The sequence below is a fragment of the Streptomyces sp. NPDC048337 genome (assembly GCF_043201175.1).
Lineage (GTDB): Bacteria > Actinomycetota > Actinomycetes > Streptomycetales > Streptomycetaceae > Streptomyces.
On sequence record NZ_JBICYR010000013.1, the window covers coordinates 36255 to 59602 of the forward strand.

General features: G+C 71.7%; 17 protein-coding genes and 1 pseudogene. 6 read left to right on the forward strand and 12 right to left on the reverse strand.

From position 1 onward, the window contains the following. Positions 1 to 81 precede the first annotated feature (81 nt). The gene (gene rsmI, locus ACGFYU_RS21445) at positions 82 to 978 is read right to left on the reverse strand and encodes a 16S rRNA (cytidine(1402)-2'-O)-methyltransferase (protein ID WP_393828885.1); all 897 of its coding nucleotides are present in this window, start codon (positions 976 to 978) and stop codon (positions 82 to 84) included. 78 nt (positions 979 to 1056) lie between these two features. Between rsmI and ACGFYU_RS21450 the strand changes: the two genes are divergently transcribed. Both ACGFYU_RS21450 and ACGFYU_RS21455 read left to right on the forward strand, forming a co-directional pair. Then, positions 1057 to 2823: a dolichyl-phosphate-mannose--protein mannosyltransferase gene (locus tag ACGFYU_RS21450; RefSeq protein ID WP_393828886.1), complete on the forward strand. Its 1767-nt coding sequence runs from the start codon at positions 1057 to 1059 to the stop codon at positions 2821 to 2823. A gap of 195 nt (positions 2824 to 3018) precedes the next feature. Then, on the forward strand, positions 3019 to 4656 hold the full coding sequence (locus ACGFYU_RS21455) for a penicillin-binding transpeptidase domain-containing protein (protein WP_393828887.1): 1638 nt from the start codon (positions 3019 to 3021) through the stop codon (positions 4654 to 4656). Positions 4657 to 4701: 45 nt separating this feature from the next. On the opposite strand, the gene ACGFYU_RS21460 is transcribed toward ACGFYU_RS21455, so the two are convergent. The 4 genes from ACGFYU_RS21460 to ACGFYU_RS21475 all read right to left on the reverse strand — a co-directional run bounded on the left by ACGFYU_RS21460 (position 4702) and on the right by ACGFYU_RS21475 (position 8672). Beyond that, positions 4702 to 5862 (reverse strand): serine hydrolase domain-containing protein, encoded by a 1161-nt coding sequence (locus tag ACGFYU_RS21460; RefSeq protein WP_393828888.1) that lies wholly within the window; start codon positions 5860 to 5862, stop codon positions 4702 to 4704. A gap of 28 nt (positions 5863 to 5890) precedes the next feature. Beyond that, positions 5891 to 6643, reverse strand: a complete 753-nt coding sequence (locus tag ACGFYU_RS21465) for an energy-coupling factor ABC transporter ATP-binding protein (RefSeq protein ID WP_393828889.1) — start codon at positions 6641 to 6643, stop codon at positions 5891 to 5893. Between the two features lie 197 nt (positions 6644 to 6840). Next, entirely contained in the window at positions 6841 to 7602 is a 762-nt protein-coding gene (gene cbiQ / locus ACGFYU_RS21470; RefSeq protein WP_393828890.1) for a cobalt ECF transporter T component CbiQ, read from the reverse strand. Positions 7603 to 7619: 17 nt separating this feature from the next. Next, on the reverse strand, positions 7620 to 8672 hold the full coding sequence (locus ACGFYU_RS21475) for an energy-coupling factor ABC transporter permease (protein WP_393828891.1): 1053 nt from the start codon (positions 8670 to 8672) through the stop codon (positions 7620 to 7622). 187 nt (positions 8673 to 8859) lie between these two features. Between ACGFYU_RS21475 and ACGFYU_RS21480 the strand changes: the two genes are divergently transcribed. Continuing rightward, positions 8860 to 9282, forward strand: a complete 423-nt coding sequence (locus ACGFYU_RS21480; protein WP_393828892.1) for an SsgA family sporulation/cell division regulator — start codon at positions 8860 to 8862, stop codon at positions 9280 to 9282. Positions 9283 to 9405: 123 nt separating this feature from the next. On the opposite strand, the gene ACGFYU_RS21485 is transcribed toward ACGFYU_RS21480, so the two are convergent. Both ACGFYU_RS21485 and ACGFYU_RS21490 read right to left on the reverse strand, forming a co-directional pair. Further along, entirely contained in the window at positions 9406 to 11604 is a 2199-nt protein-coding gene (locus ACGFYU_RS21485; protein ID WP_393828893.1) for an MMPL family transporter, read from the reverse strand. 119 nt (positions 11605 to 11723) lie between these two features. Further along, positions 11724 to 12314: a TetR/AcrR family transcriptional regulator gene (locus ACGFYU_RS21490; protein WP_385178071.1), complete on the reverse strand. Its 591-nt coding sequence runs from the start codon at positions 12312 to 12314 to the stop codon at positions 11724 to 11726. 168 nt (positions 12315 to 12482) lie between these two features. On the opposite strand from ACGFYU_RS21490, the gene ACGFYU_RS21495 reads away from it, so the two are divergent. Further along, the gene (locus ACGFYU_RS21495) at positions 12483 to 15746 is read left to right on the forward strand and encodes a S41 family peptidase (protein ID WP_393828894.1); all 3264 of its coding nucleotides are present in this window, start codon (positions 12483 to 12485) and stop codon (positions 15744 to 15746) included. Between the two features lie 63 nt (positions 15747 to 15809). Here the strand turns inward: ACGFYU_RS21495 and ACGFYU_RS21500 are convergent, their stop codons facing one another. From ACGFYU_RS21500 to ACGFYU_RS21515, 4 genes are all read right to left on the reverse strand, one after another. Further along, entirely contained in the window at positions 15810 to 16001 is a 192-nt protein-coding gene (locus ACGFYU_RS21500; RefSeq protein ID WP_393828895.1) for a hypothetical protein, read from the reverse strand. Positions 16002 to 16077: 76 nt separating this feature from the next. Then, positions 16078 to 16989: an SDR family oxidoreductase gene (locus tag ACGFYU_RS21505; protein ID WP_393828896.1), complete on the reverse strand. Its 912-nt coding sequence runs from the start codon at positions 16987 to 16989 to the stop codon at positions 16078 to 16080. Further along, complete coding sequence (locus ACGFYU_RS21510; protein WP_393828897.1) at positions 16986 to 17906, reverse strand: alpha/beta fold hydrolase; 921 nt, start codon at positions 17904 to 17906, stop codon at positions 16986 to 16988. Before ACGFYU_RS21510 ends, ACGFYU_RS21505 begins: the two co-directional genes overlap by 4 nt. After that, positions 17903 to 19579 carry a flavin-containing monooxygenase gene (locus ACGFYU_RS21515; RefSeq protein WP_393828898.1) on the reverse strand — a complete coding sequence of 559 codons (1677 nt, stop codon included), beginning with the start codon at positions 19577 to 19579 and terminating at the stop codon, positions 17903 to 17905. Before ACGFYU_RS21515 ends, ACGFYU_RS21510 begins: the two co-directional genes overlap by 4 nt. 1539 nt (positions 19580 to 21118) lie before the next feature. On the opposite strand from ACGFYU_RS21515, the pseudogene ACGFYU_RS21520 reads away from it, so the two are divergent. Then, positions 21119 to 21358: pseudogene (locus ACGFYU_RS21520) on the forward strand (zinc ribbon domain-containing protein); the annotation flags it as partial. 444 nt (positions 21359 to 21802) lie between these two features. Further along, positions 21803 to 22540 carry a MerR family transcriptional regulator gene (locus ACGFYU_RS21525; RefSeq protein WP_393829028.1) on the forward strand — a complete coding sequence of 246 codons (738 nt, stop codon included), beginning with the start codon at positions 21803 to 21805 and terminating at the stop codon, positions 22538 to 22540. On the opposite strand, the gene ACGFYU_RS21530 is transcribed toward ACGFYU_RS21525, so the two are convergent. Further along, entirely contained in the window at positions 22522 to 23325 is an 804-nt protein-coding gene (locus tag ACGFYU_RS21530) for an exodeoxyribonuclease III (protein WP_393828899.1), read from the reverse strand. The two genes, ACGFYU_RS21525 and ACGFYU_RS21530, sit on opposite strands and share 19 nt — an antisense overlap. Positions 23326 to 23348: the final 23 nt, after the last annotated feature.

Here is a 23348-nt window from a genome sequence, read left to right on the forward strand (position 1 = left end):
TGGACGGCCTTTGGCCGAGTCATGCCCAAAGGGGCCGGTGCGCGGTCTGAGCTTTGCTTTTCAGGTTAGCTCTTTACCGACTTACGGCACCTTTTGTGCCGCATTCTTTGCCGCGACGACCGCGTCGAAGACCTCGCGCTTGGGTACCCCGGCCTCGGCGGCGACCGCCGCGATGGCCTCCTTGCGCCGCTCCCCCGCCTCCTCGCGCACCCGTACGCGGCGCACGAGCTCCTCGTCGTCCACATCGCCGGGGGCGGCCGCCGGGGCGCCCTCCACCACGATGGTGATCTCCCCGCGCACGCCCTCGGCGGCCCAGGCGGCCAGCGCGCCGAGCCCGCCGCGCTTGACCTCCTCGTACGTCTTGGTCAGCTCGCGGCACACGGCGGCCCGCCGCTCGGGGCCGAAGACCTCGGCCATCGCGGCCAGGGTGTCGTCGAGCCGGTGCGGGGCCTCGAAGTAGACGAGGGTGCGCCGCTCGCCCTCGACCTCGCGCAGCCGGCCGAGCCGCTCGCCCGCCTTGCGCGGCAGGAAACCCTCGAAGCAGAAGCGGTCCACCGGCAGCCCGGACAGGGCGAGCGCGGTGAGCACCGCGGAGGGGCCGGGGACGGCGGTGACCCGGATGTCCTTCTCCACCGCGGCGGCGACCAGCCGGTAGCCGGGGTCGGAGACGGAGGGCATGCCCGCGTCGGTCACCAGCAGCACCCGCGCCCCGCCGGCCAGGGCCTCGACGAGTTCGGGGGTGCGGGCGGACTCGTTGCCCTCGAAGTACGACAGGACGCGCCCGGTGGTGTGCACGCCGAGCCCCTGGGTCAGCCGGCGCAGCCGCCGGGTGTCCTCGGCGGCGATCACATCGGCCCGCTCCAGCTCGGCCGCGAGCCGCGGCGGGGCGTCCGCGAGGTCGCCGATGGGGGTGCCGGCGAGCACCAGGACGCCGGCCGGGGAGGAGGTCTCGATACCGCGGGGCTGGTCAGTTGTCACCCGCCCATCCTCTCAGTTGGCCGCCCGGACGCTCCCCGCCGCTGGGGCTCTCACAGATCCTTTCCCTACGATGTGCCGGTGACCAGTACCGCGACGCCGCCGCCCAGCCCCGCGGGGGCCCCGTCCGCCCCGCCGGCGGGACGCGAAGAAGAGCCGTCCACCTGGCTGCGCCGGCTGCGCGCCTTCGGCTACGTGCCGGGCGCCGCGGCGCCGCGCGCGGACGTCCGCACCCGCCTGGTGCCCCCGTACGCCAAGCCCTCTCCACAGCTGTGGATGACCTTCGGTCTGCCGCAGCGGGCGTGGGGGACCTGGGAGCGGATCCTGTCGTGGGCGGGGCCGCTGCTGGTGGCGCTGGTCGCCGGGGTGCTGCGGTTCGTGCACCTGGGCAGCCCGAAGGCGGTGATATTCGACGAGACGTACTACGCCAAGGACGCCTGGGCCACGATCAAGCAGGGCTACGAGGCGAGCTGGCCGAAGGACATCGACAAATCGATCCTCGCCAATCCGGACGGGGTCTCCCTCCCACTGGACCCGGGCTACGTCGTGCACCCACCCGTCGGCAAGTGGGTGATCGGGCTCGGCGAGTGGATGTTCGGCTTCACGCCCTTCGGCTGGCGGTTCATGACCGCCCTGCTCGGCACCCTGTCGGTGCTGATGCTGTGCCGGATCGGGCGCCGCCTGTTCCGCTCGACCTTCCTGGGCTGCCTGGCGGGCGCGCTGCTCGCGGTGGACGGCCTGCACCTGGTGATGAGCCGCACCGCGCTGCTGGACCTGGTGCTGATGTTCTTCGTGCTGGCCGCCTTCGGGGCGCTGCTCATCGACCGGGACAGGGCCCGGGCCCGGCTCGCGGACGCGCTTCCGGTGGACGAGGAGGGCCGCACCAAGCCCGACGCGAAGATCGCCGAGACGCTGCGGCTGGGCTGGCGCCCGTACCGGCTCCTGGCCGGGGTCTGCCTGGGCCTGGCCGCCGGGACGAAGTGGAACGGCTTCATCGCCCTGGCCTTCTTCGGCGTCCTGATGGTGATGTGGGACACCGCCGCGCGGCGCACCGCGGGCGCGGGCTCCCCGCACATGGCGATGATGCGCCGCGACAACTGGCCCGGCTTCCTGTCCCTCGTGCCGGTCGCGATCCTCACGTACGTGGCCTCCTGGTCGGGGTGGATCTTCAGCCCGGACAACGGCAAGGGCGGCTACCTGCGCGACTGGGCGGCCAAGAACGACCAGGACAGCGCGCTGTCGCTCCTGCCGGAGTGGGTGCGCAGCCTGTGGCACTACGAGACCGAGGTCTACAAGTTCCACGTGGGCCTGACCTCGGGGCACACCTACGAGTCCAACCCGTGGAGCTGGCTGGTCCTGGGCCGGCCGGTCTCCTACTTCTACGAGTCCCCCGAGCCCGGCACCGACGGCTGCCCGGCGACCGAGGCGGGCAAGTGCGCCCGCGAGGTGCTGGCCCTGGGCACCCCGTTGCTGTGGTGGGCGGGCTGCTTCGCGCTGCTGTACGTGCTGTGGCGGTGGTTCTTCCGGCGCGACTGGCGGGCGGGCGCCATCGCGTGCGCGCTGGGCGCGGGCCTGCTGCCCTGGTTCAACTACCAGGAGCGGACCATCTTCTACTTCTACGCGGTGGTCTTCGTCCCGTACCTGTGCCTGGCGGTGGCGATGATGATCGGCGCATTGCTGGGCCCGGCCGGGTCGAGCGAGCGCAGGCGTGCGCTGGGGGCGATCGGGGCGGGGGTGCTGGTCCTGCTGATCGTGTGGAACTTCATCTATTTCTGGCCGATCTACACGGGCCAGACCCTGCCGATGGACTCGTGGCGTGGCCGGATGTGGCTGGACACCTGGGTGTAGCGAGGCGGTCGGACGCCATGGCCGGAGGGCCTTCCCGCGTGCGGGAGGGCCCTTCTGTCGTATTCCGCTCCTTTTCGGCCATCGAGGTTCCGGTCCGGTAACAAGCACGGTCCGTGGCCATGTCACGACGTAAGGTCTACACCTGAGGTTCTTTGAACATGTTCAGAGAACAGTGGTTCCGGGGGAAGGACGTCAGTGAACGGGGCAGCGAAGGGCGCCATCGTCGGCGGGGTATTCCTGGCGATGGTCGGCGGGGCCGGATACGGGGTGTACGCCCTGGTCGGGGACGGCGGGGACGGCAAGGGCGGGGGCAGGCCCGACGGCTCCGCCTCCGCGCAGGCGGAGAAGGGCAGCGGGCCCGTCACCGAGAAGGAGACGGCCGCGACCGCCAAGGCCTTCCTGGCCGCGTGGGCGGCCGGGGACGCGCGGGCGGCCGCCGACCTGACGAACAACGCGGCGGCGGCACAGACCGCGGTGGGCGATTTCACGGCCAAGGCCCACGTGTCCAAGGCCGTGATCACCCCCGGCACGCCGAACGGCACCACCGTGCCGTACAAGGTCGAGGCGGAGATCACCTACGAGGGCGTCACCAAGCCGCTCGCCTACGACTCCCAGCTGACCGTGGTGCGCGGCCTGACCAGCGGGAAGCCGCTGGTCGACTGGCAGGAGTCGGTCCTGCACCCGCAGCTCCAGAGGGGCGAGACGCTGCGCGCGGGCGCCCCCGCGAGCCCGCCGGTCAAGGCGGTGGACCGAAACGGCCAGGAGCTGAGCGCGGAGAAGTACCCCTCGCTGGGGCCGGTCCTCGACGAGCTGCGCGCGGCGTACGGCGGCAAGGCGGGCGGCAAACCGGGCGCCGAGGTGTGGATCGAACCGGCCGCCGGGCCCAAGCGGACGCTGCTGACGCTGGTGGAGGGCGAGCCGAGCACGCTGAAGACGTATCTGGACGCGGGCGTGCAGGCGGCCGCCGAGCAGGCGGTCGCCAAGCACCCCGAGGCCTCGGTGGTCGCCGTCCAGACGGGCAACGGGCACATCCTGGCCGTCGCCAACCACCGCAAGGACGGCTTCAACGCGGCGATGAGGGGCGCCCGGGCGCCCGGCTCCACGCTGAAGATCGTGACGGCGGCGATGCTGATGGACCGGGGGCTGGTCTCGGCCGACAAGCCGGCGGAGTGCACGAAGGAAGCGGTCTGGGGCGGCCGCACCTTCCACAACCTGAAGAACTTCGAGGCGCCGGGCGCGACTTTCGCGACCGCCTTCGCCAGGTCCTGCAACACCGCCTTCATCAAGCCGATCGACGAGGTCAAGGACGACGCCGCCCTGTCGAAGGAGGCCACGCAGGTCTTCGGCATCGGCCTGGACTGGAAGACGGGCGTCAAGTCCGTCGACGGCAGGGTCCCGACGGCGACGGGCGCGGAGGAGGCCGCCGGTTACATCGGGCAGGGCCAGATCACCATGAACCCGCTGAACGTCGCGTCCATCACGGCGACGGCGCGCACGGGCGTGTTCCGCCAGCCGCTGCTGGTCTCCCCGGACCTCGACGGCCGTACGATCGCGACCGCGCAGCGGCGGATGAAGTCCTCGGTGCAGTCTCAGCTGGTGTCGATGATGCGGCTGACGGCGAGCAGCGGGACGGCCCAGCAGACGATGGCCGCCGTCGGCGGCTCCGACAAGGGGGCGAAGACCGGATCCGCGGAGGTGGACGGCTCGGGCAGCCCGGACAGCTGGTTCACCGGCTTCAGCGGGGACGTGGCCGCGGCGGCGATGGTCGAGGGCGGCGGCCACGGCTCGGACGCCGCCGGCCCGATCGTGGCCCAGGTACTCAACGCGGGCTGATTCGCGGCCCGCCGCTGCCGGGGCGCCGCGGCGAAGTACGTACCGCTAGGCCAGCGCGGCGCGAAGGGCCCGTACCAGGGCCTGGGCTCGGGGGTCGGCCGTGACCGACTTGGCGTGGGCGTTGGTGACGTAGCCGAAGCCGATGCCCGACTCGGGGTCCGCGAAGGCCAGGGAGCCGCCGCGGCCGGGGTGGCCGAAGGAGGCCGGGGAGAGCAGCGGGGAGGCCGGGCCGTGCAGCATGTAGCCGGGGCCGAAGCGGGTGTTGACCACCAGGACGCGGTCGGGGCCCGAGGAGAGCTCCCGCGCGGCCAGCGCCGTCGTCTCGGGCGTGAAGATCCGGGCGCCGTCCTCCACCACCCCGATGGTGGCCGCGTAGAAGCGGGCCAGGGCGCGCGCCGTGCCGATTCCGGCCGAGCCGGGGAGTTCGGCGGCCTGGTAGACGGGGTCGTTCTCGTCCGGCTGGGGGTCGATGGCCGCGAAGGCGCGACGGGTGAGTGAGCCGGGGTCGGCGTAGGCCTCGGAGACGTTGCGCCGCGGCCGCGTCTTGAGCATGCCCGCGCTCTCCGGCGGGTCGACCGGGGCCACCCGGCCCACCCGGTGCGCCTCGCCCTCCGGCAGGCCGATCCAGAAGTCGAGGCCCAGCGGCTCGGCTATCTCCTCGGCCAGGATCGAGCCGACGGTGCGCCCGGTGGCGCGGAGCACCAGCTCGGACACCAGCCAGCTGAAGGTCTGCGCGTGGTAGCCGTGCTCGGTGCCCGGCTCCCAGAAGGCCCGCTGCGCGGCGACCGCGCGCGCTCCGCTGACCCCGTCCGCGGCTTCGGCCACGGTCAGCCCGCGGTCCAGCGCGGGGACGCCGGCCCGGTGGGAGAGGAGGTGGCGGACCAGGGTCCGGTCCTTGCCGCCCGCCTTGAACTCCGGCCAGTACGAGCCCACCGGAGCGTCCAGGTCCAGCAGTCCGCGCTGGTGCAGCAGCAGCGGTACGGCGGCGGCCACGCCCTTGGTCGCGGAGCGGACGATCTGCGCGGTGTCCTCGGCCCAGGGTTCGGTGCCGTTGGCGTCCTTGGTGCCGCCCCACAGGTCGACGACCTTGTGCCCGTCCCGGTAGACGGCGACGGCCGCGCCCCGGTCCCCGAGCACCTCGAAATTGCGTACGAACGCGTCTCTGACGGGCTCGAAGCCCTCCGCCACCACACCCTGAATGTTCACGTCGACCCCAACAACCGACGGCGGGCCCTTATGCCACGGCCACCGAACGGGGGTCGAAGCCGAAGGGGAGCTCCAGGCGGTGGGCCCGCATCAGGGGCTCGTCGCACAGCAGGTCCTGGGTGCGGCCGTCCGCCGCGATGACGCCCTCGCTGAGGATGACGGAGCGCGGGCACAGCTCCAGCGCGTACGGGAGGTCGTGGGTCACCATCAGCACCGTCACGTCGAGCGAGCGCAGGATGTCGGCGAGCTCGCGCCGCGAGGCCGGGTCGAGGTTCGAGGAGGGCTCGTCGAGGACGAGGATCTCGGGCCGCATCGCCAGGACGGTGGCGACGGCCACCCGGCGGCGCTGCCCGAAGGAGAGGTGGTGCGGCGGGCGGTCGGCGAACCCGGCCATCCCGACCTGCTCCAGGGCCTCCCGGACCCGTTCCTCCAGCTCCGCGCCGCGCATCCCGGCCGCGGCCGGTCCGAAGGCCACGTCCTCCCGGACGGTCGGCATGAAGAGCTGGTCGTCGGGGTCCTGGAAGACGATGCCGACCCGGCGGCGGATCTCGGCGAGGTTGCGCTTCTCGACGGGCAGCCCGGCCACGGCCACCGAGCCGACCCCGCCGGTCAGGATGCCGTTGAGGTGCAGGACGAGGGTGGTCTTGCCGGCGCCGTTGGGCCCGAGCAGGGCGACCCGCTCGCCGCGCCCGACGGTCAGGTCCACCCCGAAGAGGGCTTGGTGGCCGTCGGGGTAGGCGTAGGCGAGGCCGGAAACCTCGAGTGAGGGATCAGGGTTCACTTGGACCTCCGGTTACAGGATCCGATAGGGTTCACTACAGACAGTGCGTAGCGAGAACCAAGCACGCACGTCCCCTTTCGCATTGCTGTTGTCCGGGCTGGTTTCAACCCGGCTGGTGCTGATCGTGGAAGACCTGACGGGCCGCCGGTCCACCAGGCAGCGTGAGCCAGGAATCCCTCCCTCGGGAAGGGGAGGACTCAAAGGGTCCATCCCATCAAACAGACGGCGAGCGCCGTCACCGGGAGTGCGGCCGCGTACGCCCACTGGGCGCGCGTGGCCACGACGTCGTCGATCACCGGCATCGAGCCGGTGTAGCCGCGGCTGACCATCGCGAGGTAGACCCGCTCGCCGCGCTCGTAGGAGCGGATGAAGAGGGCGCCGGCCGTCTTGGCCAGGACACCCCAGTGCCGGATGCCGCGGGCCTCGAACCCGCGGGAGCGGCGGGCGATGGACATCCGGCGCAGCTCGCCGCTGATCACGTCCCCGTAGCGGATCATGAAGGAGGCGATCTGTACGAGGAGCGGTGGCAGCTTGAGGCGCTGGAGGCCCAGCAGCAGGGCCCGCAGTTCGGTGGTCGAGGCGAGCAGGAGGGAGGCGGCGACGCCGAGCGTGCCCTTGGCCAGGACGTTCCAGGCGCCCCACAGACCGGAGACGCTGAGCGACATCCCGAGGACCTCCACCCGCTCGCCCTCCGCCACGAAGGGCATGAGGACGGCGAAGGCGACGAACGGGACCTCGATCAGCAGTCGGCGCAGCAGGAAGCCCGCCGGTACGCGGGCCACGGCCGTGGCGACCGCGAGGAGGACCGCGTACAGCCCGAAGGCCCACACCGCCTCGCGCGGTGTGGACACGACGATCACGACGAAGGCGAAGGCCGCGGCGAGCTTGCAGTGCGGGGGCAGTGCGTGCACGGGCGAGTGCCCGTGCCGGTAGAGCTTGTGGGCGTGGCCCGCTCCCATCCCGGATCCTCTGGCTCTCAGACCGTCGACGGCACGGTCGCGGCCGGCTCGTCGGTACGGCGGCGGCGCACGGTCCAGAAGATGCCGGAGCCGACGGCGACGGTCGCGCCGACGCCGATGACGCCGGCGAGGCCGCCGGAGAGGCGGGCGTCGTCGACGTCCTTGACGCTGTAGTCGGCGAGCGGGGAGCCGGCGGCCGCGTGCTCCTCGACCTTCTGGTCGATGCCCTGGTCGGCGGCGACCTTCTCCAGGCCGTCGGGGCTGGCGGAGGCGTAGAAGGAGACGAATCCGGCGAGGACCAGGGCGGTGACCAGCCCGGTGGCCCACACCTTGCGGGTGGAGCGGGCGGCGACGGGGGCCGGCGCGGCGGCCGCGGCCGGGGCGTCGACGAGCTCGCCCGCCACGCGCAGCTTCAGCGGAGCGGCGAGCCCGCGCGCCCCGTGCACCAGGTCGGGCCGTACGGCGATCACGGCGCCCACGGTCGCGGCGGTGATGGCGGCCTCGCCGATGCCGATGAGCACGTGCACGCCGACCATGGCGGTGAACACCTTGCCGATGGGCACGTCGGTGGTGCCGCCGATGGCGTAGATGCCGGTGAAGGCGGTGGCCGCGGCGGGCACCGAGAGAAGCGCTCCGGCGAAGGCGGCGACGGTCACGGAGCGTCGGGTGGGCGGCAGCACCTTGAGCAGCCCGCGGAAGATCGCGTAGGCGACGACGACGGTGACGACGCCCATGACGCTGATGTTCACGCCGAGGGCGGTGAGCCCGCCGTCGGCGAAGAGGATGCCCTGCATGAGCAGGACGACGGACACGCACAGCACGCCGGTGTAGGGGCCGACGAGTATGGCGGCGAGGGCGCCGCCCAGCAGGTGTCCGCTGGTGCCTGCGGCGACGGGGAAGTTGAGCATCTGCACGGCGAAGATGAAGGCGGCGACGAGGCCGGCGAGCGGGGCGGTGCGCTCGTCGAGCTCCCGGCGGGCGCCGCGGAGGCTGACGGCGACCGCGGCGGCGGCCGCCACTCCGGCGGCCACCGAGACGGGTGCGTTGACGAATCCGTCGGGCACATGCATGGAGGGGCTCCGCTTCCGATGACGCAGTCTTTAACCGTTCAAGAATAGGGCCTAATTGCGAACTGTTGGCAAGAGCGGCTGGGTGACAAATAGAACCTCGCGGATCCGTCGGAATGTGCGAGTCTGGACGGACAAACGGACTCAAAGACTCCGATTTCCGAACGACCGGATTTTGAGGAGCAGGTCGATGTCAGCACCCGCCGAGAATCCCGCAGCGACCATGACCGCGACCGTCGTCGAGGAGCGGGTGCGCGCCCGCGTGATCACGGACGATCCCCTCTACCGGGCGATCCCCGTCGCCCTGCGCTTCGCCCCCGCCGAGCCGCTGGCCGTACGGATCGTCTTCCCGGCGGACGTCACCCCCGAAGGCACCGACAACGAGTGGGTCTTCCCCCGGGCCCTGCTGGAGGCGGGGCTGCTGGCCCCGACGGGGACCGGGGACGTACGCGTCTGGCCCTGCGGCCGCGTGCAGGCGGTCGTCGAGTTCCACTCCCCCGAGGGCGTCGCCGTGATCCAGTTCGACATCGCTGCCCTGCGGCGCTTCCTGCGCCGTACGCACTCCCCCAGCCTCCGGCCTGGAGGTGCCCCCACCGCCACCCGACAGGCGTAACGGGCTCCCCCAGCTACCGCTGGGAGGTACCCCGAGGCCCCGTACCTGAGGTTCAGGTACGGGGCCTGGGCGTACCTCCCAGCGGTAGCTGGGGGAGCCGTTTCGCGTGCGTACGGAGCCGGGTCAGGCGTTGACCAGCTCGCGGTCCTTGTCCGGGTCCTCCGGGGAATCCGCTGCGTCCTTGAGGTGCCGACGCAGGCTCTCACCCTCCACGTCCACGTTCGGCAGCAGCCGGTCCAGCCACTTCGGCAGCCACCAGGCCTTGTGCCCGAGCAGGGCGAGCACCGCCGGGACGATGGCCATCCGGACCACGAAGGCGTCGAAGAAGACGGCGACGGCCAGACCGAAGCCGATCATCTTGACCATCTGCTCGCTGGCCCCGATGAAGCCGGAGAACACCGCGATCATGATGACGGCGGCGGCCACGACCACCCGGGCGCTGTATTGGAAGCCGGTCACCACGGCCTGGCCGGGGCGCTCGCCGTGGACGTACGCCTCGCGCATGCGGGTCACGAGGAAGACCTCGTAGTCCATGGCCAGGCCGAAGACGACACCCACCATGAAGATCGGCATCATCGACATGATCGGGCCGGTCTGCTCCACGCCGAAGAGCGAGCCGAGCCAGCCCCACTGGAAGACCGCGACGACGGCGCCGAGGGCGGCGACGACCGAGAGAAGGAAGCCGAGGGCCGCCTTGAGCGGGACCAGGATCGAGCGGAACACCAGCATCAGCAGCAGGAAGGCGAGGCCGACGACGAGTGCCAGGTAGGGCAGCAGCGCGTCGTTCATCTTCTGCGAGAAGTCGATGTTCATCGCGGTGGCGCCGGTGACGAGGACGTCGTCGCCGCTGCCGTCACGGATCTCGTGGACCAGGTCCTCGGTCTGCGTGGAGGACGGCCGGTCCTTCGGGATGACCGTGATGATCGACGCGTCGCCCTCCTTGTTGGGGGTCGGCGGGGTGACCGCCGCGACGCCCTCCAGGCCCTTGATCCGCTCGACGGTGGAGTCGGCGAGCGCCTTGTCCCCGTCCACGACCACCATCAGCGGGCCGTTGAAGCCCGGGCCGAAGCCCTCGGACAGCAGGTCGTACGCCTGGCGCTGGGTGGTGGAGACCGGCTGGGCGCCGTCGTCCGGCAGGCCCATCTCCAGCTTGCTCGCCGGGACGGCGATGACGCCGAGGCCGATCACACCCGCCAGCAGCACCATGACCGGGCGGCGCAGGACGAAGCGGGCCCAGCGGGTGCCGCCGTTGGCCTTCTTCTCCAGGGCGGGCTTGCCCTTGCCGAACAGCTTGCTCTTCTGCCCGGCAGGCAGGACCTTCTTGCCCGCGAAGCCCAGGATGGCGGGGACCAGCGTCAGGGCGACCAGGACCGCGATGACCACGGTGCCCGCGGCCGCGAAGCCCATCTTGCTGAGCATGGGGATGTTGACGACGGCCAGGCCCACCAGGGCGATGACCACGGTCAGACCGGCGAACACGACGGCGGAGCCGGCGGTTCCGACGGCCCGGCCCGCGGCCTCGTCCCGCTCGCGGCCCTCGGCGAGCTCCGCGCGGTAGCGGGAGACGATGAAGAGGGCGTAGTCGATGCCGACCGCGAGGCCGATCATCATCGCGAGGGTGGAGGTGGTGGAGCCGAGGTCCAGCACGTTGGCGAGCGCGGTGATGGTGGAGATGCCGATGCCCACGCCGATCAGCGCGGTCAGCAGCGGCAGGCCGGCCGCGATCAGCGAGCCGAAGGTGATGACCAGGACGATGCCGGCGATCACGATGCCGATGATCTCGCCGGAGCCCGTCTCGGGGGCCGCCATCAGGGCGTCGCCGCCGATCTGGACGTTCAGGCCCGCAGCCTTGGCCTCCTTGCCGGAGTCCTTGAGCGCGTCACGGGTCGCGTCGGTCAGCTCCATGCCGCTGACCTTGTACTTGGTGCTGATGTAGGCGGTGGAGCCGTCCTGGCTCACGGCCTGCGCCTGGTACGGGTCGGCGACCGAGGAGACCTGGTCCTTGCCGGGGCCTGACTTCAGTCCCTCGACGATCTTCTCGACCTCGGCCTTGGGGCCGGGGTCGGTGACCTTGGCGCCCGCCGGGGCCTGGATGACGATCCGGGCGGTGGCGCCATCGGCGGACATGCCGGGGAAGCGCTGTTCCAGCAGGTCGAAGGCCTTCTGGGCCTCCGTGCCGGGTATCGAGAAGGAGCCGGAGGAGGGTGCGCCGGCCGTCGACGCGCCGAAGCCGGCGGCGAACAGCAGCGCCACCCATATGAGGGCGACGAAGCGGCGGCGCCGGAAGGCGCCGCGGCCGAGCCGGTAGAGGAAGGTAGCCACGTCGGTGGTTCTCCCGTTCAGGTCGTGGGATGGAAGGGCAGGAAGAGCCGGCCCGACGACGAGAGCGGCGTGTCAGGAGCAGCGAGAACAGCAGGAGCGATCCGTGGGGACGGGGAAGATCAGACGCCCAGGGCGGGGAAGACCACGGCGTCGATGAAGTCACCGAGGAAGGTCCGGTCCACCGGACGGTCCTCGATCAGCGGGAGCGCGATGAACGCCCCGATGAGCATGTGCGGTACGAAATCCAGCGCCGGGCAGTCCGGGCGGATCTCGCCCCGGTCCACCGCACGCTGGAGCATCACCTGGAGGCCGGTGATCTCGGGGTCGACCAGCAGGTCCCGCAGGGCCTTGTGGAGCTCCGGGCTCTCGTGCACGGCATGGGCCAGACCCCGCATCAGTGCGGTGTCCTTGGCCATCTGCGCGTCGTCGGAGTGCTCCACCATGCGCGCGAAGTCGCCGCGCAGGCTGCCCGTGTCGATCTCCCGCAGCGAGACGGGCTGCGTACATCGAAGGGCCTTCGCGACCAGCTCCGGCTTGCTCCCCCACTGGCGGTAGAGGGTGGCCTTGCTGGACTTCGTACGGGCGGCGACCGCGTCCATGGTCAGCGCCTCGTAGCCGACCTCGCGGAGCAGGTCGAGGACCGCCCCGTGGAGTTCGGCCTCCCGCTCGGGGGTGATCCGGCTGCGCCGAGCCGACATCGCCTCGGTCATCTCCGCGCCTCCCATCCGAACGGGCCTCTTATCGAAACGGATCTGTTCCGTACACGTAGACCATACCTCCGAGACAAGCGAAACGAAACCGTTCCGTTTCGCTTACGGGAGTGGCGTGGATCACCTGTACGAGTTGCCAGGCCCCCTCCGCGCGGAAAGCATTGGGGGGTGAGTCACGACGTCGCGTACCTCCGGTTCCCGCACCTGCACGACGACCTGCTGTGCTTCGCCACCGAGGACGACCTCTGGGTCGCCCCGCTGGTCCCCGAGGGCCAAACCCCCGGCCGGGCCTGGCGGATCACCGTCGACCGGACCCGGGTCGGGCACCCCCGCTTCTCCCCCGACGGCCGGCACATCGCCTTCACCACCTGGCGCAGCCTCGATCCCGAGATCCACCTCGCCCCCGTGGACGGCGGCCCGGCCCGCCGGCTCAGCCACTGGGGCTCCACCGACACCCGGGTCTGCGGCTGGGACCCGGACGGCAACATCCTGGCGGTCTCCTCGCACGGACAGCCGTTCTCGTACTACTCCTGGGCCTACAAGCTGCCCACGGACGGCAGTCCCGGCGGTCGCCTCCCCTGGGGACCGGTCTCCGACATCCAGGTCGCCGACATCGACGGCGAACACCGCACCCTGCTGCTCACCGGCAAACCCCCGCACGAGCCGGCCGCCTGGAAGCGCTACCGCGGCGGCGCCACCGGCCGGCTCTGGCTGCACGGCGAGCGGCTGCTGAAGGACGTGGAGGGTCACCTCGACGCCCCGATGTTCGTGGACGGGCGCATCGCCTTCCTCTCCGACCACGAGGGCATCGGCAACCTCTACTCCTGCCTGCCCGACGGCAGCGACCTGCGCCGCCACACCGACCACGAGGAGTTCTACGCCCGGCACGCCTCCAGCGACGGCTCCCGGATCGTCTACCAGTGCGCCGGGGACATCTGGCTCGTCGAGTCCCTGGCTCCCGGAGCCGTCCCGCGCAAGCTCCCGGTCCGCCTCGGCGGCCCGCGCGCAGGGCGCCGTACGTACCAGGTCCCGGCCGCCAGCCACGTCGACTCGCTCTCCGTGGACACCACCGGGCGGGCCAGCGCGGTCGTCGTGCGCGGCAGCCTGTACTGGCTGACCCACCGCGACGGGCCGGCCCGCACCATCGCCGACACCCCCGGCGTACGGGTGCGGCTGCCCGAGATGCTCGGCTCCGGCGGCCAGGTCGCCTACGTCACGGACGCCGAGGGCGAGGACGCCATCGAGATCGCCTACCTCCCGCGTGCCTCCGGGGAACGGGAGCCGCGCCGGCTGGCCTCCGGTGAGCTGGGACGCGTACTGGAACTGCTGTCGGATCCGGACGGCGAGCGGCTCGCCATCGCCTCCCACGACGGGCGCCTGCTGCTCATCGACGCGACCGAGGACTCCAACGGAGAGGTGACCGAGCTGATCCGGTCCATCAACGGGCCGGTGACCGACCTGGCGTTCTCACCCGACGGGTCCTGGCTGACCTGGTCCCACCCGGGTATCGGGCGCTCGCTGCGGCAGATCAAGATGGCCCGGATCTCCGGACCGGGCGCGCGCACCATCGTGGACGTCACCAACGGCCGCTTCGAGGACGAGAACCCCGTCTTCACCCGGGACGGACGCTACCTCGCCTTCCTGTCCTGGCGCGGTTTCGACCCCGTCTACGACGTGCACACCGGCGACCTGTCCTTCCCGCTGGGCTGCCGCCCCTACCTGGTGCCGCTGTCCTCTGCCACCCCCTCGCCCTTCGCGCTGTCCGCCGAGGGGCGGCCGGCGGCGGGCGGACTCGACCCGGTGGAAGGGGAGTCGGGCGACGGCGACGGCGCGGTGACGGTGGAGGTGGAGGGGCTGGAGAGCCGGGTCACGCCGTTCCCCGTGACCGCCTCCAAGTACTCGGCCCTGTACCCGGTGCACGGCGGCGGGCTGGTCTGGCTGCGCTGGCCGATCTCCGGCGCGCTCGGCGAGACCTTCGCCAACCCGGCCGACATCAGCGGCAAGCCGACGCTGGAGCACTTCGACCTCACCAAGGCCCGCAAGACCGAACTGGCCTCCGGACTGGACTGGTTCGCGGTCAGCGGCGACGGCACCCGCCTCGTCATCAACGACGACGGGGACCTGCGGGCGGTCCCGGCGACCGAGTCCGGCGACAGCGACTCGACCGTCTACCTGGACCTGCGGCGCATCCTGCACGAGGTGGACCCGGCGGCCGAGTGGCGCCAGGCCTACGAGGAGGCCGGGCGGCTCATCCGCGCGTACTTCTGGGAGCCGAAGATGTGCGGCATCGACTGGGACGGGGTGCTGCGCCAGTACCGCTCCCTGGTCGAACGGGTCGCCTCCCCCGACGAGTTCGCCGACCTGCTGCGCGAGGTCCTCGGCGAACTGGGCACCTCGCACGCCTACGTCTCCCCCGCGCGCCGCAACGAAGGCCCCCCGCACTACCAGCGGGCGATCGGACTGCTCGGCGCCAACCTCGTGCCCAGGGACGAGGGATGGGTGGTCAAACGGATCCTGCCCGGCGAGTCCTCGGACTCCAAGGCCCGCTCCCCGCTCGCCGGCACCGGCATCCGGGAGGGCGCGGTGCTCACCCACGTGGACGGGCGCCCCGTGGACCCGGTGGCCGGCCCGTACCCGCTGCTCGCGGCGGCCGGGGGCACCACGGTGGAGCTGACCTTCCGGCCCGCGGAGGGCGAGGGCCGCGCCCGGCGGGTCGCGATCGTGCCGCTGATCGACGAGCGGCCGCTGCGCTACCAGGACTGGGTGTCCAAGCGGCGCGAGGTGGTCCGGGAGGTCAGCGGCGGCCGCTGCGGCTACCTCCACATCCCCGACATGGGCGGCTCTGGCTGGGCGCAGTTCAACCGCGACCTGCGGATGGAGATGTCCCGGCCCGCGCTGATCGTGGACGTACGCGGCAACGCGGGCGGGCACATCAGCGAGCTGGTGGTGGAGAAGCTGACCCGCTCGATCCTCGGCTGGGACCTGACGCGCGACGCGCAGCCGGTCTCGTACGCCTCGAACGCGCCCCGGGGTCCGATCGTCGCGCTGGCCGACGAGGCGACCTCCTCCGACGGGGACATGATCACGGCGGCCTTCAAGCTGCTGGGGCTCGGCCCGGTGGTCGGCCAGCGGACCTGGGGCGGGGTGGTCGGCATGACCGGCCGGCACACCCTGGGCGACGGCACGGTGATCACGGTGCCGATGAACGCCGCCTGGTTCCCGGAGTACGGGTGGTCGGTGGAGAACCACGGCGTGGAGCCGGACCTGGAGATCCAGCGCAGCCCGCTCGACTGGGCGGAGGGGCGCCACGCCCAGCTGGACGACGCCGTGTACCTGGCGCTGGAACTGCTGGAACAGGACCCGGCCGCGGTGCCGCCCGGCTACACGGACGTACCGGACCGGCGCCGTCCGAAGCTGCCGCCGCGGCAGTAGGCGGGCATGCGCGAGGGGCGCGACCGTCCGGACGGTCGCGCCCCTCGGGGCGGCTGGGGGCCGCTAGAAGTTGTCGTCGACGTCGTCCCACGACTGGCGCGCCGTGTCCGGCTTCTGCGGGCTCGGGCTCTTGGCCTTCTTCTCCTTCAGCTGCCGGGCGCGCTCGGACGCCTCGCCCTTGGCACCCTGCGCGGCCTGCTGCGCCTTGTCCTTGAGCTCGTTGGCCTTGTCCTGGAACTGGTCCTTGATACCCATGCTGTTCACTCCATGAGGGGTGTTGGTGGTTGGGCCTCGACCAGACTTGCACGGGCGGACAAAGCTCGCATTTCGATCAGTGACTTCCCCCAGCTACCGCTGGGGGTGCCCCCAGTGTGCGCTCCTTCTCGTCGGCGGCCCCGCCCGCCCCCACAAGACCCTTGGAAACACCGGACAGTCGCGGTTCGAACCGCTTCATCTCCCGCTGTCCGACGGTCGCGATGATCCCGGGCAGGTAACCGCGCGCGCCCTGCATCCCCCGCAGCCACCACTGCGCGTACACGTGCGCCGAGCGCCGCTCGATGCCCGCCACGATCCGGTCGACGGCCGGCCCCAGCGGGTAGGTGCGGTTCGAGGGCCACGGCAGCCGCTGGCGCAGCTCCCGCATGACCTCGTCCTGGTCGGCGCCGCGCACCATGTCGGTGTCGGTCCAGGAGAGGTAGCCGACGCCGACCTTGACGCCCTTGTAGCCGACCTCGGCGCGCAGGCAGTGGGCGAAGGCCTCGACGCCGGACTTGGAGGCGCAGTACGCGGTCATCATCGGCGCCGGGGTGATCGCGGCGAGCGAGGCGATCTGGAGGAAGTAGCCGCGGCTCTCCATCAGGACGGGGAGGAAGGCGCGGGCGGTGACGGCGCCGCCGATGAGGTTGACCTCGATCACCCGGCGCCAGGCGTCGGGGTCGGAGTCGACGAAGGGCCCGCCGGCGGCCACGCCCGCGTTGGCGACGACGATGTCGACCTTGCCGAAGTGCTGCTTGACCTCCTGCGCGACGCGGGCCATGGCCTCGTGGTCGGTGACGTCGGCGTACCAGTGGCCGCTGTCGGTGTGCAGCCGCTCGGAGACCTCCTTGAGGGCCTCCGGCTCCAGGCCGACGAGCGCGATCTTCGCGCCGCGCGCGGCGAGTTTGCGGGCGAGCAGCTCGCCGACCCCGCGGGCGGCGCCGGTGACGACGGCGACCTGGCCTTCCAGACTGCTGCGAGCGCTCACGACGTCTTCTCCTTCTGGTCGAGGTACAGCATGGTCAGCTCGCGCACGGCCTTGGTCACGGCCTCCGGGGCCTCGATCGGCGTCATGTGCCCCATGCCGGTGAGCTCGGTGAGCCCCACGCAGTTGGGGAGCGCGGCCGCGAGCCCCCGGGCGTGCACGACGGGCGTGAGCCGGTCGTCCTTGCCGCCGATGACGGCGGTGGGCACGGTCAGCCGGGCCACGTCGGCGTCCAGGTCCAGCCCGGCCAGCACCTGGGACCAGGCGTGCCGTACGCCCGTGGGGCAGGCGTGCACGATACGGGCGCAGGCCTCGACCTTGTCGGGCGCGGAGCCGGGCCCCATGGTGGCGTACTTCAGGACTTTCCTGGCGACGGGCGTGACCGGCCCGAGCGGGGCGCGGGAGCCGAGGACCGCGCCGGTGATACGGGTCCGCGCGCGGCCGGGGCGCAGCGGCAGCACCTGCGCCTCCGCGACCAGCCGGGCGCTGCCGGTGCTGCACAGCAGCGCGGCGGCGGCGTGCTCGGCGAACTCCGGCCGGCCGGAGGCCGCCATGATCGTCATGCCGCCCATGGAGTGCCCGGCGACGACCGCCCGCTCCGCGGGGGCGAGCGCGGCGCCGAGGACGGCCACGAGGTCGTCGGCGAGGGCGGTCGTACTGTGCGCGGGGCCGGCGGGGCTGCGGCCGTGCCCGCGCTGGTCGTAGGCGATGACCCGGTGGTCCTTGGCCAGGTCCCGTATCTGGGCCGCCCAGAAGGCGGTGGAACAGGTCCACCCGTGCGCCAGCACGACGGCCGGCGCCCCGTCCTCGCCGTGCACCTCGACGTGCAGCCGCGCACCGTCGGCGGAAACGGCCACGAACTCCCGCCGCGGGACGGGCGGCGCGTACCGCCCCTCGGTCACGTGCGCCACGCGACTCATGCGGCGCCCTCCGACCGAGCCTGCGCCTGCGCCTCGGCTTGCGCCTGCGCCTTCCGGGCCTTGGCCTGCACCTGCGCAGCGGGCCGCGCCACTCCAGCCTCGCCGGCGTTCGAGGCGCGGGGGTCCGGGGGCAGCGCCCCCCGCAACGGCGCCGCGCCGGACCCCACGACGGCCGGGACCCGCTCGCGGCTCGGCACCCGTACGACCTCGTACTCGGCAAGGTCCACGGTCCGCGTCTCCCGGCGGAACTCCCCCGTGGTCCCCGGCCAGACGGTCGTGTTGCGCCCCTGCGCGTCCAGGTACCAGCTCGTGCAGCCCCCCGTGTTCCACACGGTCCGCTCCATCCGGGCCTGCACCTGCCGGTTCCACTGGTTGACGGCGGAAGGCCGCGCTGCCAGCGCGACCTTCCCGCCCAACATCCCCAACTGCCGCAGATAGTCCGCCATGTAGTTCAGCTGCGACTCGACCATCAGGATCATCGAGCTGTTCCCGAGCCCGGTGTTCGGACCGATGATCGTCATCCAGTTGGGGAAACCGGCGGCGGTGGCCCCGCGCAGCGCCTGCATCCCGTCCTTCCACGCGTCCGCGAGCGTCTTGCCCTCCGCGCCCACCACCCGGTCGGCGATCGGCATGTCCGTGACGTGGAAACCGGTGCCGAAGATGATCGCGTCGACCTCCGTCTCCGTCCCGTCGGCGGCGACCAGCACCGAGCCCCGGATCTCCTTCAGCCCGGAGGCGACCAGATCCACATTCGGCCGGGCCAGGGCCGGGTAGTACTCGCTCGACAGCAGGATCCGCTTGCAGCCGATCCGGTACGAGGGCGTCAGCTTGGCCCGCAGCGCCGGGTCCTTGATGGAGCGCGCCATGTTGGCCTTGGCCAGGGACTCGATCAGCCCGAGCTGGTTCGGCCGCTTGCAGAAGGCGCTGACCTGGAGCTCCCGGATCCCCCACAGCATCCCGCGCCGCGCCGCCTGGGTGAAGGGCAGCTGGCGGTGCAGCCACCGCTCGACGGAGCTGATCGCCCGGTCGGAGCGCGGCAGGACCCACGGCGGGGTCCGCTGGAAGAGCGCCAGGCGCTCCACCTCGGGGGCGATGGAGGGCACGATCTGGATGGCGGAGGCGCCGGTGCCGATCATGGCGACGCGCTTGCCGCGCAGGTCGTAGGCGTGGTCCCAGCGCGCGGAGTGGAAGACCTTGCCGGGGAACCCGGACAGCCCCGGGACCTCCGGCATCTTCGGGTCGGACAGCGGCCCGGTAGCCGACACCACCACATCGGCGGTCAGCTCGCCGGAGGAGGTCTCGATCTCCCAGCGCAGCCCGTCCGCGTCCCAGCGCATCATCCGGACCTCGGAGTCGAGCCGGATGTGGCGGCGCAGCCCGAAGGTGTCGGCGACGTGCTCCAGGTAGGCACGGATGGCCGGCTGGCCCGAGAAGGTCCGGGGCCAGTCGGGATTGGGCGCGAACGAGAACGAATACAGGTGCGAGGGAACGTCGCACGCGCATCCCGGATAGCTGTTGTCGCGCCAGGTCCCGCCGACCGCGTCGGCACGCTCCAGCACGACGAAGTCCGTGATCCCCTCGCGCCGCAGCCGCACGGCCGCGCCGAGCCCGCCGAACCCGGACCCGATCACCGCCACACGTACGTGCTCGCGCCGTGTGTCACTGCCACCCATGCCCGCCGCCTTCCGCCTCAGACCCAGATAAACACTGCCAGCAATCACTGGCACAATCGGGAGGGTAGAGCAGCCCCGTACTCATGGGTAGGGGTCGCGCCCGGAAAGTTACTGCCGGACGCACCATAGGCTCACGCAGCTCCAACGTGTTCGCCTGGCGGGTCGTCCTGAAGTGCCTCCTGCGCAGACACCACATGCTCATTCGTGGATCGAATAGGTGACCTTTTACGCGCGGTGTCGTTGATCGGATGACACCACTGACAGCGGAGGTGAGCGTTGAGTCGCAAGGTGTCGCTAGCCGTGGGCCAGACCACCCGGACTGCTTGTGCCCGCGGTCTGTTGCGGAGCGGGGTGGACGAGAAGACCGGTGAGCTGCTGGCGGTCTCCGTGCTGGCGGAGCGGGTCGGTTGGTGTGCCGATCTGGTGGCCACCATGGTCGCCGAGCTGCTGGTCGAGCGCTGGAACGCCGCCCATGTGGGTGTGCTGGCCTCCGGGGAGGACCGCGGGGGCAGGAAGCTGCCGTCGAACGCGTGGATGGCTCTGCGTCGTCTTGGCTGGAGCGTCGCGCCGCCGGACGATATTCGGGTCAATGACCGGATCGTTCGCATGGCGCAGGAGCAGGCCGGACGCTTGCTGCGGTCTGCGATCTGGCGCGCAGACCTGACCGTCGGGGTGCTCGCGTCCTGGCCTGCTGATCCCGGCAGGCGCACGCCCGGGGAGTGGGACTCGGTGCGTGCGGCGGTGCCGGGCGGACAGCACCTTGCGTCCAGCGTCATCAACTCCCGCACTCGGCAGATCGCCGCGTTCGCCAAGAAACACGACCGGATGCCCGCCGATCTGTTCGAGATGGAGGCCGCGCCCAGAGCCGCGCGGCTACTGCTGCTGTCGGCGTGCGACGGGCAGCAGACCACCATCGAACGTCAAGAGACCGAGCCGGGCCGTGCACTGTTGCGTTTGCAGCTCCCCACCCGGGCCGACCCGCGGTCATACCGGGATTGGACGTGGGTGACCTGCCTCATCGCACTGCCTCCGACGGTCCCGGCGGGCGCGGTGTTGCACCTGCCCAGCCTCCGCCCGCACCAGGGCCGCGTCCGCGCCGATCTCGCCTACACCCACCCGGTGCCAAAGACGACCCCCAGCGGGCACACGGTCGCGCTCGGGGTGGACTGGGGCCTGAACACCCTGCTCAGCGCGGGCGGGGCCCGGCTGCACGACGACGGGCGGATCACCGCCCTCGGGTCCGGAGGCATGTTCAGGACGGCCGGGGTTCTCGCCAAGCAGCACCGGCTGCGACGGCAGGGCGAATATTTGCACGCCAAGGCGGTCCGCTACCAGCGGCTCACGGCCGGAGACGAACAGCATGCCTTGGCCGCCAAGCACACGATCCTGAGTGACGAGATCGGTTACGTGTCCGCGCGCCGGTCGAACCTCAATGACGCATTGGCCCAGGCCGCCGCCAGGTGGGCAGTCGATCAGGCCATCGCCGCGGGGGCGAGCGTCATCTTTGTCGAGGACCTCCGCTCGATGGAAGCCCGCGGTATGGGCCGCACCGTCAACAGCCGGCTCTCCCAGCAGGTACGCGGGCAGATCGTGGAGCGGATGCGGCATGTTGCCGCGGAGACGGGTATCGCCGTCGTCACCGTCCCGGCACGCAACACCTCCAGACACTGTCCGCGGTGCCTCACCCCGCTACGGCACCGCAAAGCCCCCGACCGGCCCACCACACCAGGCTGGAAATGGGCCATCTGCCCCACCTGCCCCTGGCAAGGCGACCGCGATCAGGGCGCCTGGCAGCGCATCGCAGCACGCGGCCTGGCCCACCAGACGAAGACCGTCGCCGACCGAGCCACTGGCGCAATGGCCATCCGTACGGTTGTGGACACACTCGAAGCGGGCGCGGTCGTCACACCGACCGCGCCGAAGACCAGCCGGGACCGGTCCAAGACCGGACCCACCCGGCACAAGTCAACACGTCCGACGCCCAGGCGACGCCGGACACCCTCCCCTGCCAGGCCCTTAAGCCGGGTGGGAAAGCGTCCGGAGGGACACGCTCACACGGACCGGAGTCGACTGCCCCGCGCAGCTCACCGGCACCAGGGCGTGACGACGATCAGCACGCCCACCACCAGCCGACACCGGCCACGAGGAACAGCACTGGGCGCGGGTTTCCACCTGCACGCCCACGCTTCTCCTCCACAGTGGGAAATCCCATCGCCGGAAACAATGCTCCGACACGGGACCACTAAGCTGATCAGAGACGCTGCGTCTGTGGCGAAGGAAGAGACGGAAGAAGCGAAGGCAGTGCGCGAGTACCGCACGGAGGAACTGGCCGAGGCAGCCGGCATCCCGGTCCGCACCCTGCGCTTCTACCGCGAGCGCAAACTGCTCCCGCCGCCGCGCCGCGAGGGCCGCATCGCCTGGTACGACGACCACCACCTGGCCCGGCTGCGCACCATCGCCGCCCTGCTGGAGCGCGGCCACACCCTCGGCGGCATCGCGGAGCTGACCGCCGCCTTCGAGAGCGGCCGCGACGTGAGCCAGCTCGGCGAGCTCCTGGGCATCGGCTGCTCCGAGGAGACCCCCGTACGACTGACGCCGGAAGCCCTGGCCGACTACTTCGAGGGCGAGGTCACCCCGGAGAACCTGGCGGCCGCGCTCGACCTCGGCTACCTCGCGGTCGACGGCGACACGATCGTCCACGTCAGCCGCCGCCTCCTGGACGTCTCCTCGGCGCTGGTGCGCGAGGGCGTTCCGCTCGCGGCCGTCCTGGAGACGGGCCTGCGCGTCCGCGAGCACGCGGACGCGATGGCGGCCCTCTTCACCGAGCTGATATCGACCCACATCTCGCCGGACGCCCTCCCGCGCCTGCGCCCGCTGGCGAAGAGCGTGGTCGAGGCCGAGCTGACCATGGCGATGGACCGCCTGCTGGCCGCGTCCCCCGCTCAGGAACCCAGCTCGTAGACGACGGTCACGGGCGCGTGGTCGGACCAGCGCTCGGGGTGCGTCTCGGCCCGCTCGACGAACGCCTTCACGGCCTTCGCGGCCAGCCCCGGGGTCGCCACCTGGAGGTCGATCCGCCAGCCGGCGTCGTTGTCGAAGGCCCGCCCGCGGTAGGACCACCAGGAGTACGGCCCCTCGGTGTCGGGGTGCAGCGCGCGCACGACATCGACGTACCCGGCGTCGGCGTACACACTCCCGAGCCACTCCCGCTCCTCGGGCAGGAAGCCGGCGTTCTTCCGGTTGGTCTTCCAGTTCTTGAGGTCGGCTTCCCGGTGGCAGATGTTCCAGTCACCGCAGACCACGACCTCGCGCCCGTCGGCGGCGGCCCGCACCTTCAGCTCCTGGAGGTAGGTGAGGAACTCCCCCATGAACCGGTACTTCTCGTCCTGCTTCTCGGTCCCGGCCTCGCCGGAGGGCAGGTAGAGGCTGGCGACGGTCACCCCGGGCAGGTCGATCTCGATGTACCGCCCGCTCGTGTCGAACTCGTCACTCCCGAATCCGACCCGCACCCGCTCGGGCTCCCGCCGCGTGTACAGCGCGACCCCGGCCCGGCCCTTGGCGGCGGCCGGCGCGAACACGGTGTGCCAGCCCTCGGGACTCCGCGCCTCTGCCGGAATCTGCCCCTCCTCGGCCCGCACCTCCTGCAGGCAGACGACGTCGGCGTCGGATCCGGCGAGCCACTCCACGAAGCCCTTCTTGGCGGCGGCGCGGATCCCATTCACATTCACGGAGGTCACGGTGAGCATCCCAGCACCATAGCCGGACGGTT